15 protein-coding genes are annotated in these 16,218 nt (G+C 70.6%); 10 read left to right on the top strand and 5 right to left on the bottom strand.

Translation table 11 applies throughout. The features are described from left to right. The first annotated feature begins 83 nt into the window (after positions 1–83). The 8 genes from G3576_RS29775 (at position 84) to G3576_RS29805 (ending at position 7,889) form a co-directional block, all read left to right on the top strand. Complete coding sequence (locus tag G3576_RS29775) at positions 84–893, top strand: hypothetical protein (RefSeq protein WP_164698124.1); 810 nt, start codon at positions 84–86, stop codon at positions 891–893. A gap of 38 nt (positions 894–931) precedes the next feature. Further along, entirely contained in the window at positions 932–2,332 is a 1,401-nt protein-coding gene (locus G3576_RS29780; RefSeq protein WP_164698125.1) for an O-antigen ligase family protein, read from the top strand. Continuing rightward, the gene (locus G3576_RS29785) at positions 2,322–3,023 is read left to right on the top strand and encodes a sugar transferase (protein ID WP_164698126.1); all 702 of its coding nucleotides are present in this window, start codon (positions 2,322–2,324) and stop codon (positions 3,021–3,023) included. The genes G3576_RS29780 and G3576_RS29785 overlap by 11 nt, the downstream gene beginning before the upstream one ends. Then, positions 3,023–3,823, top strand: a complete 801-nt coding sequence (locus G3576_RS29790; RefSeq protein WP_207623106.1) for a WecB/TagA/CpsF family glycosyltransferase — start codon at positions 3,023–3,025, stop codon at positions 3,821–3,823. The genes G3576_RS29785 and G3576_RS29790 overlap by 1 nt, the downstream gene beginning before the upstream one ends. Positions 3,824–3,878: 55 nt before the next feature. After that, positions 3,879–4,457 (top strand): polysaccharide biosynthesis/export family protein, encoded by a 579-nt coding sequence (locus tag G3576_RS29795; RefSeq protein WP_164698127.1) that lies wholly within the window; start codon positions 3,879–3,881, stop codon positions 4,455–4,457. A 56-nt stretch (positions 4,458–4,513) separates the two neighbouring features. Continuing rightward, positions 4,514–6,253 (top strand): ATP-binding cassette domain-containing protein, encoded by a 1,740-nt coding sequence (locus tag G3576_RS29800; RefSeq protein ID WP_164698128.1) that lies wholly within the window; start codon positions 4,514–4,516, stop codon positions 6,251–6,253. A 149-nt stretch (positions 6,254–6,402) separates the two neighbouring features. Next, on the top strand, positions 6,403–6,528 hold the full coding sequence (locus G3576_RS32445; RefSeq protein WP_268888607.1) for a hypothetical protein: 126 nt from the start codon (positions 6,403–6,405) through the stop codon (positions 6,526–6,528). A gap of 164 nt (positions 6,529–6,692) precedes the next feature. Further along, complete coding sequence (locus G3576_RS29805; RefSeq protein WP_164698129.1) at positions 6,693–7,889, top strand: IS256 family transposase; 1,197 nt, start codon at positions 6,693–6,695, stop codon at positions 7,887–7,889. 342 nt (positions 7,890–8,231) lie between these two features. On the opposite strand, the gene G3576_RS29810 is transcribed toward G3576_RS29805, so the two are convergent. The 3 genes from G3576_RS29810 to G3576_RS29820 are packed head-to-tail and all read right to left on the bottom strand — an operon-like array spanning position 8,232 to position 10,940. Further along, positions 8,232–9,248, bottom strand: a complete 1,017-nt coding sequence (locus G3576_RS29810) for a C-terminal binding protein (RefSeq protein WP_164698130.1) — start codon at positions 9,246–9,248, stop codon at positions 8,232–8,234. After that, positions 9,248–9,925: an RraA family protein gene (locus G3576_RS29815; protein WP_164698131.1), complete on the bottom strand. Its 678-nt coding sequence runs from the start codon at positions 9,923–9,925 to the stop codon at positions 9,248–9,250. The genes G3576_RS29810 and G3576_RS29815 overlap by 1 nt, the downstream gene beginning before the upstream one ends. Positions 9,926–9,971: 46 nt before the next feature. Continuing rightward, positions 9,972–10,940 carry a Bug family tripartite tricarboxylate transporter substrate binding protein gene (locus tag G3576_RS29820; RefSeq protein ID WP_164698132.1) on the bottom strand — a complete coding sequence of 323 codons (969 nt, stop codon included), beginning with the start codon at positions 10,938–10,940 and terminating at the stop codon, positions 9,972–9,974. Between the two features lie 129 nt (positions 10,941–11,069). Here G3576_RS29820 and G3576_RS29825 point away from each other — a divergent pair, with 129 nt between their 5' ends. Beyond that, positions 11,070–11,969 (top strand): LysR substrate-binding domain-containing protein, encoded by a 900-nt coding sequence (locus tag G3576_RS29825; protein ID WP_164698133.1) that lies wholly within the window; start codon positions 11,070–11,072, stop codon positions 11,967–11,969. Here the strand turns inward: G3576_RS29825 and G3576_RS29830 are convergent. Then, positions 11,926–12,996, bottom strand: a complete 1,071-nt coding sequence (locus G3576_RS29830) for a serine hydrolase domain-containing protein (RefSeq protein ID WP_164698134.1) — start codon at positions 12,994–12,996, stop codon at positions 11,926–11,928. The genes G3576_RS29825 and G3576_RS29830 overlap by 44 nt on opposite strands. After that, positions 12,993–14,567 (bottom strand): ABC transporter substrate-binding protein, encoded by a 1,575-nt coding sequence (locus tag G3576_RS29835; RefSeq protein ID WP_164698135.1) that lies wholly within the window; start codon positions 14,565–14,567, stop codon positions 12,993–12,995. Before G3576_RS29835 ends, G3576_RS29830 begins: the two co-directional genes overlap by 4 nt. Before the next feature lie 87 nt (positions 14,568–14,654). On the opposite strand from G3576_RS29835, the gene G3576_RS29840 reads away from it, so the two are divergent. Next, a complete protein-coding gene (locus G3576_RS29840) occupies positions 14,655–15,614 on the top strand; it encodes a LysR family transcriptional regulator (protein ID WP_164698136.1) in 960 nt (319 codons plus the stop codon). Positions 15,615–16,218: the final 604 nt, after the last annotated feature.

The following is a 16,218-nucleotide window of genomic DNA, read 5'->3' on the forward strand; positions in this document are numbered from 1 at the left end:
CGGAGTCTGCGATATGTAAGGCGGATACGGGACGCCAGTCCCGCGGGGCGCCTTGGCCGTCCCGCCTTTCGGAGGCTTCCGACATGGGTGAATCCGGCTTCAGCCACAGCGCCAGGCGCTTCGCGATCATCGCCGCGCTGGCCGTGGCTTCGCTCGGGCTTTCGCCGGTCAGCGTCGTGGCCCAGCAGGCACGGCAGGGCGCGCAGCAGTCGCAGCAGGGAACGCTGCCGCCGGCACTCGCCGCAGCGGTGCTGTCAGGCAACGCGCAAGCGATCCAGACGGCCATCCTGACCCTGTCGGGCGGCGATCCGCAGCGCGTCGCCAGCCTGGCCGTGCTCGTGGTGCAGAACGCGGAGCGGCTGGCGCCGACGAACCCGGCCGCCGCGCTGCAATCCGCGACCGCGGCGCTCGCCGTGATAGGGAACAGCGCGGTGCAGACTGCTGCCCCCCAGTCCGCGGCCTCCGTGCTGACGTCGGCGGCGCGGATCGTCGCGCAGCCTTCCGTGCAGATGGCCGATCCCCGCGGCGTCGGGGCCACCGCGCAGTCCATGGTCCACCTGGCCGCGCAGCCGCAGGTCTACGCGCAGAGCCCGACCGCCGCGCTCCAGGTCATGTCGGTCGCCTACAGCGCCGTGAATGCGCCGGCCGTGCGTGCCGCGGTGCCGGACGGCGCCAATGCCGTGCGAACCCAGCTCCTCGTGGCCAGCCAGCAGCAGGCCCTGTCGAGCGTCAATCCGCAGAACCCCGCCATGATCGCCCAGATCCTCGGCGTCGGGACGACGCAGGAGTCGGAGCCGCGACGGGAGAGCCAGCAGCCCGTGCAGAACCAGCCCGGTAACCTGATTCGCGACGGCCGTGGCGAGAACCCCTTCGTCTCCGGCAGCCCAACCTGACACTCCCCGCCGGGGCAGCCCAGCGAAGCGAGCGGTCCTTGAGCGGTACCATCGAGACAGGCCTGTTCCGTGGTTTCCTGGCGGCCGTGCTGCTGCTTCCCCTCGCGCTCGGGGGGCAGCGGCCGGTCGCGTGGAACCTGTTCGCCGTCGTCGTCGCCGCCCTCGCCTTCGCATTGGCGCTTCGCCTCGCCCTGGGGGTGCAACGCGCGCCCGTTTCCGCGAGGCAGCTCGCGCCCGTGGCGCTGCCTTTCGCCCTCGCGCTGCTCTGGGCGGCGTTCCAGGCCACGGGGGGCGTGCTGACCCACGTCTCCCATCCGCTCTGGGCGGAAGCTGCCGCCGCGCTGGGGGCTGGCACGTCCGACGCCATCTCCGTCGATCCGGAGCGGACAATCCAGGCGCTGCTGCGCGCGGCGTCCTTCGCCCTCGTCTTCTGGCTGGCCGTGCAGTTCGGCCGTGACCGCGAACGGGCGCGGCATGCGGTGGTCGCCTTCGTCGCGGCCAGCATCGCCTATGCGGCCTATGGCCTCGTCATGCATTTCTCGGGACGGGAAGCGATCCTGTGGTTTGCAAAGGAAGCCTATCTCGGCGACCTGACCTCCACCTTCGTGAACCGCAACGCTTATGGCGCCTATGCAGGACTTGGCCTGCTGGCCAGCGCCCTGTTGCTGCTGGATTCGGTGCGCCCCGTGCTGGGGGCGCGCCGGGTCGGCGCGCGGGACGTCGCGGAGACGCTGCTGCTGCGTGGCACACCGTACCTGGCCGCGATGGCGCTGACGGGTACCGCGCTGCTGCTCTCCCATTCCCGCGGCGCCTTCCTGGCCACCGCACTGGCCGTGCTGGCGCTGCTGCTGGTCGTCGCGGCCACGCGCTTCGTCAAGCCGGTACAGGCCGGGGCCTTTGCCCTGCTCCTCTGCCTTGTTGGCGGCGGGGTGCTGGGCATGAGCGGGGACGGCACGCTGTGGCGCCTGGCGGAGACGGCGGAGCGCGTGGGCGATGCGCCGGAGCGCATGGCGGACGACGCGCGCGCACCGCTGAATGCCCTGACACTGGACGCGATCGCCGCGGCGCCGCTGGTGGGCCATGGCTATGGCGCCTTCCTGCCGGCCTTCCGAATCTACCGCGACACGGAGCTGGCCGCGCCGCTGGTCTGGGAATTTGCGCATAACAGCTACCTGGAGGCCGCGATGGAACTTGGCCTGCCGTCGGCCGGGCTGTTCCTGCTGGCGCCGCTGCTCATCCTGCTGCGCTGCATCCGCGGTGCGCTGCGGCGGCGCAGGGACCAAGTGTATTCCATCCTTGCCGTCGCCGCCGCGGTGCTGGCAGGCGCGCATGGGCTGGTCGATTTCAGCCCGCAGATCCCCGCCGTGGCCGCCACACTCGCCCTGCTGCTCGGCCTCGGCTACGCGCAATCCTGGAGTTCCCGCGACGATGACGCGTGAGGCGCTGGCCGCGCGCTGGGGGGCGGCACCCGCGCTGGTGTCGGTGAAGGCGGCGCAGTCTGCGTCCCGCCGCCGCGCGCTGGCCCTGAAGCGCGCGCTGGACCTGGCGCTGGTGATTCCCGCCGGCATCCTGGCGCTGCCGTTCATCCTGCTGGCAGCCGTCGCGATCCTGCTGGCCTCCCCGGGGCCGGTCTTCTACGCGCAGTCACGGCGCGGGCTTGATGGCGTCGCCTTCCGCATGTGGAAGCTGCGGACCATGCGGCCGGATGCCGATGCGGTGCTGGCCCGCCTCCTCCGCGCCCAGCCCGCGCTGGTGGCGGAATGGGAGGGATCCTCGAAGCTCCGGCATGATCCGCGGATCATCCCGGTGGTCGGGCATTTCCTGCGCCGCTACAGCATCGATGAGCTGCCACAGCTCCTCAACGTGCTGCGCGGCGACATGAGCATGGTGGGCCCGCGACCGCTGCCGGACTACCACCTGGCGCGGCTCCGGCCGGGCGCGGTGCGCCGCCGCTGCCGGATGCGGCCTGGCATCACCGGGCAGTGGCAGGTATCCGGCCGCAGCACGACGGATGACGCGACGCTGGAACGCGCCGATGCCCTCTATGTCCGCCACTGGTCGCTCGGCCTCGACATCCTGATCCTGCTGCGCACGATTCCCGTCGTGCTGCGCGGCACGGGCGCCTGGTGATGGCGGACGCCCTGGCTGCGCCTCCTTGCGTCAACATCCTGGGGGTAGAGGTCGCGGCGCAGACGCTGCGCGACGCGACGGCGCGCCTGCTGGGCTGGGCGCGGGCCGATGGACGCCGCTATGTCTGTGTCGCCGACGCCAATGTCATCACCGAGGCGCAGCGCGACCCTGGATTCCGCACCGTGCTGGGCGGCGCCGCGATGGTGACGACGGATGGCATGCCCCTGGTCTGGACCTGCCGCCTGCGGGGCATCCCGGCGGAGCGCGTCTATGGGCCGGACCTGATGCTGGCGGCCTGCGCGGCCTCCGTGCCGCTCGGCCTGCGGCATGTCCTGTTCGGGTCGACCGAGCGGACGCTGGAGGCGCTGGAGGCAGGGCTTCGCGCACGCGCCCCCGGCCTCGTGGTCGCGGCCCGCATCGCGCCGCCCTTCCGCCCGCTGACGGCGGAGGAGGATGCGGATCTGGTCGCGCGCATCAACGCGGCGCGGCCCGACATCCTGTGGGTCGGCCTTGGCGCGCCCAAGCAGGAACGCTGGATGGCGGATCACCTCGGCCGCCTCGAGGCGCCCGTCATGGTCGGCGTCGGCGCGGCCTTCGACTTCCTGTCAGGTGCCAAGCCCCAGGCGCCGGGCTGGATGCGGCGGAACGGCCTGGAATGGTGCTTCCGCCTGGCGACCGAGCCCCGGCGGCTGGCGTCCCGCTACGCGCGCTGCATTCCGGCCTTCATCGGCCTCAGCCTCTGCCAGGCGCTCGGCCTGCGCCGGTTCCCCACCGGGCGCGGGGCGGCCGACGGGGGCTGATGGCCGCGCAACCCCAGACCCACGGGCTGCTGCGCCGCGTGGAGGAGAGACGTCGATGAACGGTGCCCTTCGCCTGACCCTGTTGGCCCTGCTGGCCGGCTGCCTCTCGGCCTGCAGCGCTTCCGGCCCGCTGCCGGCCACGGCGGCGCCGCAAACGCTGCCTGCGCTGAACGACGGCTATGTGCTGGAAGCCGGCAACCGGCTTCGCGTCGTCGTCTTCGGGCAGGAAAGCCTGTCCGGGGAGTTCAATGTGGACAATGCCGGCAACCTGGCGCTGCCCCTGGCAGGGAGCGTGCAGGCAGCCGGAATCAGCGCCAATGTCCTTGCCGCCCGCATCGCCACGCGCCTGCGGCAGGAGAACTACCTCCAGAACCCCAATGTCTCGGTCGAGGTGCTGTCCTTCCGTCCCTTCTATGTGCTGGGGGAGGTGAAGCAGCCCGGCGAATTCCCCTACCTCAGCGGCGTCACCGTGCTCAGCGCCATCGCCCGCGCGGGTGGCTACGACTACCGCGCGCGGCAGGGGGAGGTGCTGCTGATCCGCCAGACGGCGGGACGGCTGGAAGAGTTTCGCGCCACCGAGCTTACGCCCCTGCTGCCGGGCGACATCGTGCGCGTGCAGGAGCGCCGCTTCTGATCGAGGCTGCTGGCGGCGGCGGGCGTAGCGGGCGCCTTCGCACGCTGCTGGCCGATGTGCTGGCGGCCGGGCGCTGGCGCTTCCTGCTGGTGACGGCGCTCGGCCTCCTCGCCGCGATGGCCGAGGGGGTGGGCATCTTGCTGCTTCTGCCGCTGCTGGATGCGCTGGGCCTGGCGCGCCCGGATGCGGCGGCGCCGCTGCGTATGATCGGGGAGGCGCTGGGGCTTCGCGCCGCGCTGCTGCTCTACGTCATCCTCGTCATGCTTGCTGCCGGCGTGATCTGGGCCCGCGCCGTGGCGGGGGCGGAATTGGTACAGCGCTATACCAATACCGTGCGATCCGCGCTGCACGCCGCCATCCTGGGCGCCGATCCCGCTTTCCTGGCCGCGCGGTCTCGTGCCGGCCTGCTGCACGCCCTCGTCGCTGAGACGTCCCGCTGCGGCGTCGCGGCGGATGCCGTGCTGCGCATCGCCGCTGCGCTGGCGCAGGTGGCCGCGATGCTGGTGGCGGCGCTGCTTGTCTCTCCAGGCGCGACGGTAGGAATCGTGCTCCTGGCCGCGCTGGCGGTGATCCCGTTGCGTGCCCTCCGGCGGCAGGTGCAAGCCGCGGGCGAGCGATTGCGCCATGCGCAAGCCAGGCTTCATGCGGAAGCGTCGGAAGGCCTCGCCGGCCTCCGCACCATCAAGGCCTTCGGGGCGGAGCGCGATGCCGGGCTGGCGCTTGCCAGCGCCAGCGAGGCGCAGCGAGCGGCGCAGGCGGCGCAGACCCGGGCAGCTTCGACTCACCGTGCGGTGGGGCGTATCCTGGCGGCCTGTTCCGCCATCCTCGTCGTGCTGTGGGGGGTGGAGGGGCTGGGTATCGGCGTTGCGGAGCTTGTCGTCCTAGGCGCCGTCTTCGCCCGGCTGGGCAGCTCTGCTGCGCGGTTGTGGGAGGCCGCGTCGCAGGTGGACCTCATCCTGCCCATCCATGGACACCTGATGGCAACCCTGCACGATCTGCGCGCCAGTGCGGAGCCGCTCGGCTCCCCGGCGCCACCCGCCCCGGGCCGGGCCATCACCGTGTCTGGCGTGACGCTGCGCCATGACGGCACGCGGCGTCCCGCGCTGGCTGGCGCGACCCTGTCCATCCCGGCGGGGCGGATGACGGCGCTGGTCGGGCCTTCCGGCGGCGGCAAGACCAGTGTCGCGGAACTGGTCGCGGGCCTGACAACACCGACCGACGGTTCGCTGCTGGTGGACGGCGTCGCCCTTCCGCCCGAGGCGCGTCGAGCTTGGCGGACGCGGATCGGCTATCTGCCACAGGATGGCTTCCTCTTCGCCACGACAATCCGCCTCAACATCCTCCTCGCGGACCCCTCGGCAGCCGAGGACGCGCTGTGGGCCGCGCTGCGGGAAGCGGGGGCCGAGCGATTTGTGCGAGCCTTGCCGCAGGGCATTGACACGCCGCTGGGTGAAGGCGGTGCAGGCCTTTCAGGCGGGGAGCGGGCGCGTATCGCGTTGGCCCGCGCCCTGTTGCGTGACACCTCCATCCTGGTTCTGGATGAACCGACAGCCGCGCTGGATCCGGTGGCGGAGCAGGAGGTGATGGAGGTGCTGCTGCACCTGGTCGGCCGGAAGACCGTGCTGGTCACCACTCACCGCGCGGGCGTTGCCCGCCATGCTTCCCATGTCGTAGTCCTGGCGCAGGGCAGGGTGCTTGCCGAAGGCGCGTGGGATGACGTGGCGAAGCTGGCCGCGCCAGGCTGGGATTTGGCAGTTGCCGGCTGTGTTTCGGGCGATGGTGCGGGCGCAACCTAGATGGTCACCGTGATGTATTGGTATCGTCGGCTGCGCGTTCCCGCATCCCATGAATTAAGCCCTTAGATCAACAACCTCTCGGCCGCTGGCACGGCCTCGTCTTCATCTGTTGAGGGTATCGGAAGGCCCGGCTCCTCATTCAGCCCAAAATGGACATCCTCTCGGGTGATCCGACGATCTTCCGCTCTGACACCGAAAAGCGTTTGCAGCGCCGCTACTACGGCAGTTTTGCCAGCCCCGTTGGAGCCGACGATCGCGGTTACCCGACCATCTAGTCCTGTCTCTACGGAATCTCGTTTGTGCCCCAGGGCGTGGTGTAAGAGGCCGCGCGCGGAGCCCCTGGCGTAGCGCAGCGCGCGGCCGGCGGCGTCGTGGGCGGTCACCGCCGATCTTCGGTAGGTTCGGGTTGCGAGACCTCTCACCGAACCGGAGACCAACGATGACCGACGAAAGGATGGCGCTTCTCGAACTGGTGGAGAAGGGCGCCGACGCCGACCTGGTGCGTGACATGCTGGCCTTCGCTGCCGATCGGATCATGGACGCCGAAGCGGAGGCGGCCGCCGGCGCGGCCAAGGGCGCGCGCAGCCCGCTGCGCGAGGTTTACCGAAACGGCTATCGCGAGCGGGACTGGGGCACCCGTGCCGGCCGCATCGAGCTGGCCATCCCGCGGCTGCGCAAGGGCTCCTACTTTCCGAGCTTCCTGGAGCCCCGCCGGACCGCCGAGAAGGCGCTGGTGGCCGTGGTGCAGGAAGCCTACGTCCACGGCATCTCTACACGCGCCGTCGATGACCTGGTGAAGGCACTGGGCGCGGGCGGCATGTCGAAGAGCCAGGTCTCGAGGCTCTGCGCCGAGATCGACACCCGTGTGAACGCCTTCCTCAGCCGCCCCTTGGAAGGTCGCTGGCCCTATCTCTGGCTCGACGCCACCTACCTCAAGGTTCGCGACGGCGGCCGGATCGTCAGCCGTGCCGTGATAATCGCCGTCGCCGTCAACGAGGATGGCAAGCGCGAGGTGCTGGGCGTCGCCACCGGGCCGTCCGAAGCGGAGACGTTCTGGACAGACTTCCTGCGCTGCCTTGCCGATCGCGGCCTGCGCGGCGTCAAGCTCGTCGTCGCCGATGACCACAAAGGCCTGCGCGCCGCCGCCCGTCGCGTGTTCAGCGCCACCCTCCAGCGGTGTCGCGTGCACTGGATGCGGAATGCCTTGGCCCATGCGCCGGCCAAGCAGCGCGCCGCCGTCGTCGCCATGCTGAAGACCATCTTCGCGCAGGACACCAAGGCCGACGCCGTGACGCAGTGGGACACCGTCGCTGACGCGCTCCGCGAGAAGCAGCCGAAGCTCAGCGCCATGATGGACGCCTGCCGCGAGGACGTCCTCGCCTACATGGATTTCCCAACGGAGCACTGGCCGCAGATCGCCAGCACCAACCCGCTCGAACGCCTCAACAAGGAGGTGAAGCGCCGCGCCGATGTCGTCGGCATCTTTCCTAATGACGAGGCCATCATCCGCCTCGTCGGCGCTCAGATGCTGGAATTCAACGACGAGTGGGCCGTAGCGCGCCGCTACATGAGCCTGGAAGCGCTCGCCCGCGTCAGCCATACTGACATCGTCAGGCTGCCCGCCGTGGTCGCCTGATCCATCTCGAGCCTATCCGACGATCGACGATTTTACACCACGTGCCGGGGCACGACCTTCGTCCGGGGGAGGATAGCCGCGTCGAACAGGCAACGCGTTTTGAGGATGACGTCAGGCCGGCACGATCCTGGTGTGCCATCGTCGGCAGCGGTTCGCCGCTACCAACGACACCGGAGCTGCCCTTCAAGGACGGCGCGGTCTTCTTCAGACATTGGCTGCAGGCGCCGCACCGGGTCCACCAGGATCGCGTGGTGGGGATGAGGGGCCGGCGTGATGGTGACCGTCACGCGGGCAGCCTGCAGCGCCCCACGGGCTGCAGGCCTACGCCGCGGCCAGGTACCCTTATCGCTGGTGTCGCAGATAGGGGCCGTTCACGCAGGTCCGCAGGCGCCCGTTGCGGAGGTAGTCGACCAGGTAGGTCATCGACAGGCGGCGGATGTCGATGATGCTGGCGGTGCTGTAGAAGGCCGAGTGCGGCGTCAGGATCAGTCGCTCATCCAGCCATTCCTCGCCCGCGGCCCAGGCCCGGATCAGCGGGTCCGCGCGGTCGAGGGGCTCCTGCTCGAAGACATCAAGCCCGGCGGCGCCGAGATGGCCGCTCCGCAGCGCTTCGGCGATCGCCGCGAAATCCGCGATACCGCCGCGCGCGGTGTTCACCAGAACGGCGCCCGGCGGCAGCAGGGCCAGCGCGCGCGCATCGATCATGCCGCGCGTCTCCTCGTTCAGCAGGCAATGGATGCTGAGCAGGTCGCTGCGCGCCAGCAACGCGTTCAGCGTGTCGAAGCGTTCCCAGCCGAAGGAGAGCTGGTGGCCGACCGGCAGGTGCGGGTCGTAGTAGCCGACCTTCATGCCGAAGGCCTCGAAGCGCCGCGCGGCGGCGGTGCCGATGCGGCCGAGGCCGAGGATGCCGACGCGCAGCCCGCCCAGCCGCTTCACCGTCTTCAGCAGCCGCGCATCCCAGCTGTCATTGGACCGGCGCAGCCGCCGGTCATAGGCCTGCACGCCGCGCAGCAGGGCGAGCGACAGGGCGACGGCATGGTCCGCGACCTCCGTCGTGCCGTAGTCCGGCGTGTTGATGACGGGGATGCCGGCCTCACCGGCAGCCTTGAGATCGACATGGCCGTAGCCGACGCCGCCCTGCGCGATGCAGCGGCAGCGGTCCAGCCTTGCGATGGTCTCCGCCGTGATGCGATGCGCGCTGCGGCAGTTCAGCACCGCATCCACCCCCGCATAATCGCGCGGGTCCGGGAGCGTGCCCTGGACGGAGCGGCGATAGATCAGCTCCACGCCGGGGCCGGCGGCGGCTTCCTCCACATCGGGCACGGTGTCGTAGAGCGGGTCGATGACCAGGATCTTCATCAGTGAGTCTTCTGCCACAGGGAGATGAGGGCTTCGGCGTCGAAGCCGGGCGTGCGGGCGGCGCGGATCAGGGCCTGCTCCCCCGCCAGCAGCGCGTCGATCGCGCCGGGCAGGGCCGACAGGTGTTCGGCCGGCACGACCATGGCGCCATGCCGGTCGGCATGAATCAAATCGCCCGGATGGACCGTGAGGCCGAAGACGGTCACGGGTTGGCCGATCTCGCGGATCTGGGTGAAGCCGTTGCCGAGGCAGATGCTGCCCGCGAGGATCGGAAAGCCGTCGAGGGCATCGAGGTCCCGCATCGCGCCATTCGTGATGACGCCCTCGCAGCCCAGCCCGCGATGGATCGCGGCATGCACCTCGCCCCAGATCGAGCCCAGGCCCGCGCGCGTCCCGACATCCTCCATCACGACGATGCGCGGGCCGGGGCCACCGCCGACCATGCGGTAATAGGCGAAGCGGATGCGGTCCTTCTCCGCCTGCGTGAGCGGCGCGGGATGGTCGGATGTCATCCGCGCCGTGACGGCGTAGCCGACCATGCGCAGGGCCGGATCGCTGGCGATGGGGGCGCCGAGCGTCAGGCCCTCGATGCGCGGGCCGCGCAGCTTCGTCAGCGCGTTCCACACCGTGGGCGTGTCATGCCGCCGCAGCGTGGCGATGATTGCAGCCGTATCCATGCAGGGCATCCCTGGCGGAAGCGGGACCGTGGTCCCGCGCATCGCCTCAGTTGAGGGTGATGTTGCCGCGCGTGACGACGCGCTTCCAGCGCGCGGCGTCCTCCGCCAGCGTCGCGCCGAAGGCCGCGGGGCCATCGGCGACCGGGACCAGGACGAGGGGCTCCAGCCGCGTGCGAAGCTCCGGCAAGGCGAGGGTCGCGCGCACCGCCTCATCGACCCGCGCGACGGTGGCGGCGGGCGTGCCGAGGCGGGCGACGAGGCCGATCCAGACGCGGACATCCATCCCCGGTATGCCGAGTTCGGTCGTCGTCGGCACCGCGGGGTACTGGGCCAGCCGCGCATGGCCCGCCGTCGCGACCGCGCGCAATTCGCCCCGGTCGAGCGCCGGCTTCACCGAGGCGACGGAGCCGAGCGTCATGTCCACGCGCCCCGCCATGAGGTCCGCCATCGCCTGGCCGGTGCCGCGATAGGGCACGTGCAGGAAGCTGGCACCCGTCTCCTGGTTCAGGATCTCCATCATCAGGTGCGTGACGGATCCCGTGCCTGGCGAAGCGTAGGTGATGCTGCCCGGACGCGCCTTCGCATCCGCGATCATCTCGGCCAGGCCGGGCTGTCGCAGCGACGGGCCGGCGGTGAAGATGTAGGGCGTATCGACGAGATGAGTGACCGGCACGAGGTCCCGCATCGGGTCGAAGCTGAGGGGCTGGGGCAGCGCCGCGGCGATGGTCACCTGGCCGCCTGAGGCGACCAGCAGGCTCGTGCCGTTCGCCGGCGATTGCAGGACGTTCTCGACCGCGATCAGGCCGGCGGCACCGGTCCGGTTCTCCACCACGACCTCCTGGCGCAGGCGCTCACCAAGGGGCTGCGCCATCAGCCGGGCCAGCACATCCACGGAACCACCCGGCGCGAAGGGCACGACCAGGCGGACAGGACCAGCGCCGCCGCCCTGGGCCAGCGCCGCGACGGGCAGGGTGGCGCCGGCCGCGGCCAGCAGGCCTCTCCTCGAGACGCGCATGGAATCGATCTCCCTCCGGCAGCTTTCATCCCTGCCAAGCGGTGATCATCGATGGCGATCTCTCATAGTGTCCAATCGTATTTCTTGGGGTATCCATGCGCGAATGCTATGAAAGGCGATGTCCCGGGCATGGTCACCCATCGCATGGTGGAGGCGTTCCGCGCGGTGATGCAGGCGGGCAGCGTGACGCGGGCGGCGGGCATGCTGAACGTCTCCCAGCCCTCCGTGAGCCGCCTGCTGGCGGATCTGGAGGCCGGGCTCGGCCTGCGGCTGTTCGACCGGCGCGGCACGCGGCTGACGGCGACGACGGATGGCATCGAGCTCTATGCGGAGGTGGAGCGGTCCTTCATCGGCCTGGCGCGCGTGGTGGACACGGCCGGGCAGATCCGGTCGCGCCATGCCGGCGTGCTGTCGGTCGCCACCATGCCGGCGCTGGGCAACACGCTGCTGCCGGCGGTGCTGCGGGGGTTCCAGGCGCTGCCCGGGGCGCCGGTGGTCCGCCTGCACATCGTGCCGTCGCAGCAGGCGCTGGGCATGCTGGCGCAGCGGCGCTGCGACGTCGTCTTCAGTTCGATGGCGCCCGCCGCCGAGATCGGGCGGGAGGTCGCGTCCTTCCCGATGCGGGGGCGCCTCATCCTGCCGGCGCGCCACCCCCTGGCCGCCGGCGCCGGCCCGCTGACGCCGGAGGCGCTGGACGGCGTGCCGATGGTGGCGCTGGCCGCGAATTCGCTGGTGCGGGTGGAGACGGAGCGCGCCTTCGCCCAGCGCGGCGCCGCCTTCCGCGTGGCGATCGAGACGATGCAGGCCTTCTCCGCCGCGCAGCTGGTGCAGGAGGGCTTCGGCTGCGCGGTGGTCGATCCGATGACGGCGCGTGCGCATGAAGCGGCCGGCGGCGTCAGCCGGCCCTTCGAGCCGGCGATCGACTTCGCCTTCGGCGCCTATGCCTGGCGGCCGGGCGACCAGGGGGATTGGATGGCGCGCTTCGTCACGGCTGTTGCGGCGGCGGTGTCGTCCCTGCCCGCGGACTGACGCCGTCGCGGCAATCGAGGATCGCCTGGCCCAGCGCCACCATCTGCGTGCTGGAGACGGAGGGCAGGTCGCCGAGGTCGATGCCCGCATTGCGGCGCATGGCGCGTTCGTCGCTGATGGCGCGGCGATGCACCATCAGCAGATCGAGCTTGGGCAGGCCCAGGACGAACTGCCCGTAGTGGCCGGAAGCGAGGAAGGCGCCCTGCCATTCCGCTGCCTCGGTGTGCATCGGCACCCACCAGTAGTAGCCGTAGCCGAGGCCGCGGCCCGTGAACTGGCCATGCATCTCCGCCGGGCGCACATGCGGCGCCACGCAGTCCCGCACCCAGGATTCCGGCACGATCTGCTGCCCGTTCCAGCGGCCGCCCCGCAGCACCAGCAGCCCGACGCGCGCCATGTCACGCCCCGAGAGGAACATGTGGTAGGCGAGGAAGCGGGACCGGTCGGGATAGCCCAGCATCCGTTGGCGGCCGCGGTCGAAATCCTCGAAGCCCAGCGGCACCGCCAGCTGGTCGCGCAGCGCGTCATGCACGGCGATGCCGGTCAGCTGTTCGAAGATGGCGCCGGCAACGTTGAAATCCCAGTTGTTGTAGTGCAAGCGCGTCCCGGGGGCCTGCGACCCGCGCGGCGGCGTGCCGGCATCGTCGCCGCCGGGGCTGCCGGCGGGGTAGTAGACGCCCGACCGGCTGGTCAGGATGTCGCGGATCGTCGCCCGCTTCTCCGCCGGCCACAGGCCCTTCACGTCGTCGATGCCAAGCTGGTCCAGCGTCAGGTCCAGATCGATGCGACCGGATGCCACATGCGGCCCGTAGAGGAGGGACAGGATGCTCTTCCGCGTGGAGGCGAGGTAGCTGGCTTCCGACACGTCGCCATGGCGGTAGATCACCCGGCCGCGCGAGACGACCATGAAGGACGTCGTCGTCAGCGACTGCAGCTTCCCGGTGAAGCGGTCCAGCGCGGCGGGGTCGAAGCCCGCGTCCCGCGGGTCCGCATCCTGCCAGCCCGCCTGCGGCTCGGTCGGCATCATGGCGCCGCCCGCCCCACTTCCTTGGCCAGCGTCCGTTCATCGAGGCGCGGCTCATAGGTCAGGCCGCGGCGCAGCGCCCAGCTGTTGGTCTGGTGGTAGAGGGGGATGATCGCGCCATCCTCCATCGCGAGCCGCGTCGCCTGGCGCAGCATCTCCTCCCGCGCCGCATCGTCGAAGGTGCCGGCCGCCCGCTCCACCAGCGCATCCAGCGCGGGATTGCTGTAGGAGGAGGTGTTGCTGGCGCCGATGTTGCGGGCCGGGTCCGGCGTGCCGAGCACGTTCACGAGCATCGAGGTCGCATCGAAGGTCGCGTTGCCCAGCCCGACTACATGCATCGCGAAGTTGCCGCGCTGCGCGGCATAGGCGCTCCAGGGCATGGAGGCGACGCTGGTGCGCACGCCGATGCGCGTCCACATCTGCGCGATCGCCTGCGCGACGGCGGGGGCGCCGGGGTAGCGGTCCGTCGGCACATGCAGCGTCAGGCGGAAGCCGTTCGGGAAACCCGCCGAGGCCAGCAGGGCGCGGGCGCGATCCGGCTCGGCATCCCCCACCGTCAGCGACGGCACGGCGGAGAAGGTGCCGAGCGGCAGGATCTGCACGCTGGCCACCGCGGTGCCTTCCAGCACGCGCTGCGCGAGCCCGGCGCGGTTGATGGCGAGCGACAGCGCCTGCCGCACCTCCCGCCGCGCGAGCGGATTGGCGGGCAGCGCGCTGCCATCGGCGGCGGAGACGAAGCCGGCCGGCGTCGCCGCGCCATGTTCCGGCGCCAGGTAGATGACGCGAAGCCCGGGCGCGCCGACGACGGAGACGCCGGTCGTGCCGCGCAGGCGCGGCAGGTCGGATGCCGCCGGCATCTCGATCATGTCCACATCGCCGGACAGCAGCGCCGCGGTGCGGCCCGCGGGGTTCGGCATCATCCGGTAGCTCGCGGCCTCCCAGGGCACGGCAGGGCCCCACCAGCCGGGATTGCGCTCCAGCTCCACCCGGTCGCCGGGGCGGAAGGCGCGCAGGCGGAAGGCCCCCGTGCCGATGGCGGCGCGGCCCGCATTGTAGTCCGCCGTCGCCGCACCCTCCCCGGCGTGGCGGGAGATGATCGCGACATTCACGAGGTCACCCGGGAGGCCGGGGGAGGGGCCGCGCGTCTCGATCCGTAGCGTCGTCGCATCGACGCTGGAGACATTCGCGACGGCGCGGAGGAAACCGCCGAAGCCGCCGGGGCTGTTCGGCACGCTGCGCGCGCGCGTCAGGCTGAAGGCGATGTCGTCGGCGGTCAGGGGCGTGCCGTCATGCCAGATCACGCCAGGACGCAGGCGGAATTCCCACGCGGTGTCGGAAACCGGCCGCCAGGATTCGGCGAGGCCCGGCGCCAGGCCGCCGCCCGCCGCGCGCTCCACCAGCCGATCGAAGACCTGCATGGCGATGCTGTTGTTGGGCGAGGCGTTGTGGAAATGGGGATCCGCGGAGGTCACGGCGCCGGCCATGCCGATGGTCAGGGTCTGCGCGTGCAGAGGCGCGACCGCCAGGGCCGCGAGCCCGGCAAGGAGCAGACTTCTTGTTGCGGCAATGTCCATTCGGGCGGCTCTCCTGCGGTCATCGGCACGGGGCCACTGTTTCGCGGCGGTCGGCAATCCGTCAAATCGATGCTAGTCATCCGCAACATGCATCAGACGAATGCTCCCGCACCGATACGGTCCCTGCTGTCGCTTGACCTCAACCTGCTGAAGGCGCTGCAGGCGCTGTGGCAGTGCCGCGGCATCACCACGGCGGGCCGCATGATCGGCCTGTCCCAGCCCGCCATGAGCCATGCCCTGCAGCGCCTGCGCCTGGCCTTCGCGGATGAGTTGTTCGTGCGCGGCCCGGGCGCCCTCGTGCCGACGCCACGCGGTACCGAACTCTGCCTGGCAGCGGTGGCGGCCCTGGCGGCACTGGAGCGGGTGGCGGTGCCCGCGGAGACGTTCGACCCTGCATTCAGCGCGCGCCGGTTCCGCATCGGCATGAACGACTATGTGTCGGCGACCCTGTTGCCGCAGGTGATCGAGGCGCTGGCGGATGAGGCGCCCCAGATTTCCCTGGAGGTCATCCATCTCCCGCGCGGCCAGAACCAGGATGGCCCGGTGCTGCCGCGACTGCTGGATGAGGGACGCATCGAGCTGGCGCTCGGCCAGATCGATGACACGCCACCGCGCTGCCAGCGGCAGAACCTTCGCGAGGATCCCCATGTCTGCGTCATGTCCAAGCAGGCCTGGAAGGCAATGCGCCCCTTCGACATGGATGCCTTCATCGGCCTTCGGCATGTCCGCGTCTCCTCCTTCCCGGAACGCCTGAGCTGGATGGACAAGGCGCTGGAAGCGCGGGGCCTGACGCGGCGGATCGCCGTGACGGTCCCGCATTTCATGGCGGCACTGCATCTCGTCGCGCGGACGGAACTGGTGACGACGCTGCCTCGGAGTGCCGTGGCGCCCTTCGCGGACGCCCTCTGCCTGCATGTCCTGCCGTCACCCCTGCCGGAGCGGCTTCATCGCCTGGACATGGCATGGCTCAACGCGGTGGACAGCGATCAGGGTCTTTCATGGCTGCGTGGCGTGATCGTCAGGACGGTGTCGAAGGGGCGCCTGTAACCGAGCCGGGTCTGCCGGCGGCTCAAGCGGCGACGCGGCTGTGGCGACGGCGACGGAGACCACAACGGTAATTTGCGCGCTCGATGTCATCGGGGCGATCCGATGCGGAGGCGCGCTCCGCCGTTACCCCCGAGGCCGAAGCGCTGCCCGCCTCGTTCGAGCACACCAGCACCGGGCCATCCAAGACAATCGTCGGGGTGGGGTAGTGGCCTCATGAGCGCGGTCGGGCTGAGTGACCGCGCGATTTCTGTGGATAAGTTGAGACGATGTGTGTGGGGCGGTCCTTGTGGGGCCGCCTTTTTTGCATGGTGGTGCCAGGAGTTCCCTGGGTTTTGCGGGTGTTGAGGGGGGTGTGTGGGGGGTGTTTGACAGTTGTGGGTCGGGGACTTAGAAAGCGCTCACCGACGACGAGGTGGTCTTGAAGACCGGCGGAACTTCCGCTAGCTTCTCTGGCCCGCCCCGGAGGCGGTATCGAGACAGTCGAGGCTGGGTGCCCTGAGAGGGGAACGGCTTCTGGTTGCCTCACTTGTTCATTGAGACTGTGCATCTGTTGAGGGAAGTAGAGTTTGGTTGCCCTTGGTTGAGTGGCTTCCTGCTGCTTGTC

Source organism: Falsiroseomonas algicola (assembly GCF_011040385.1).
In the GTDB taxonomy this organism is placed as follows: domain Bacteria; phylum Pseudomonadota; class Alphaproteobacteria; order Acetobacterales; family Acetobacteraceae; genus Falsiroseomonas; species Falsiroseomonas algicola.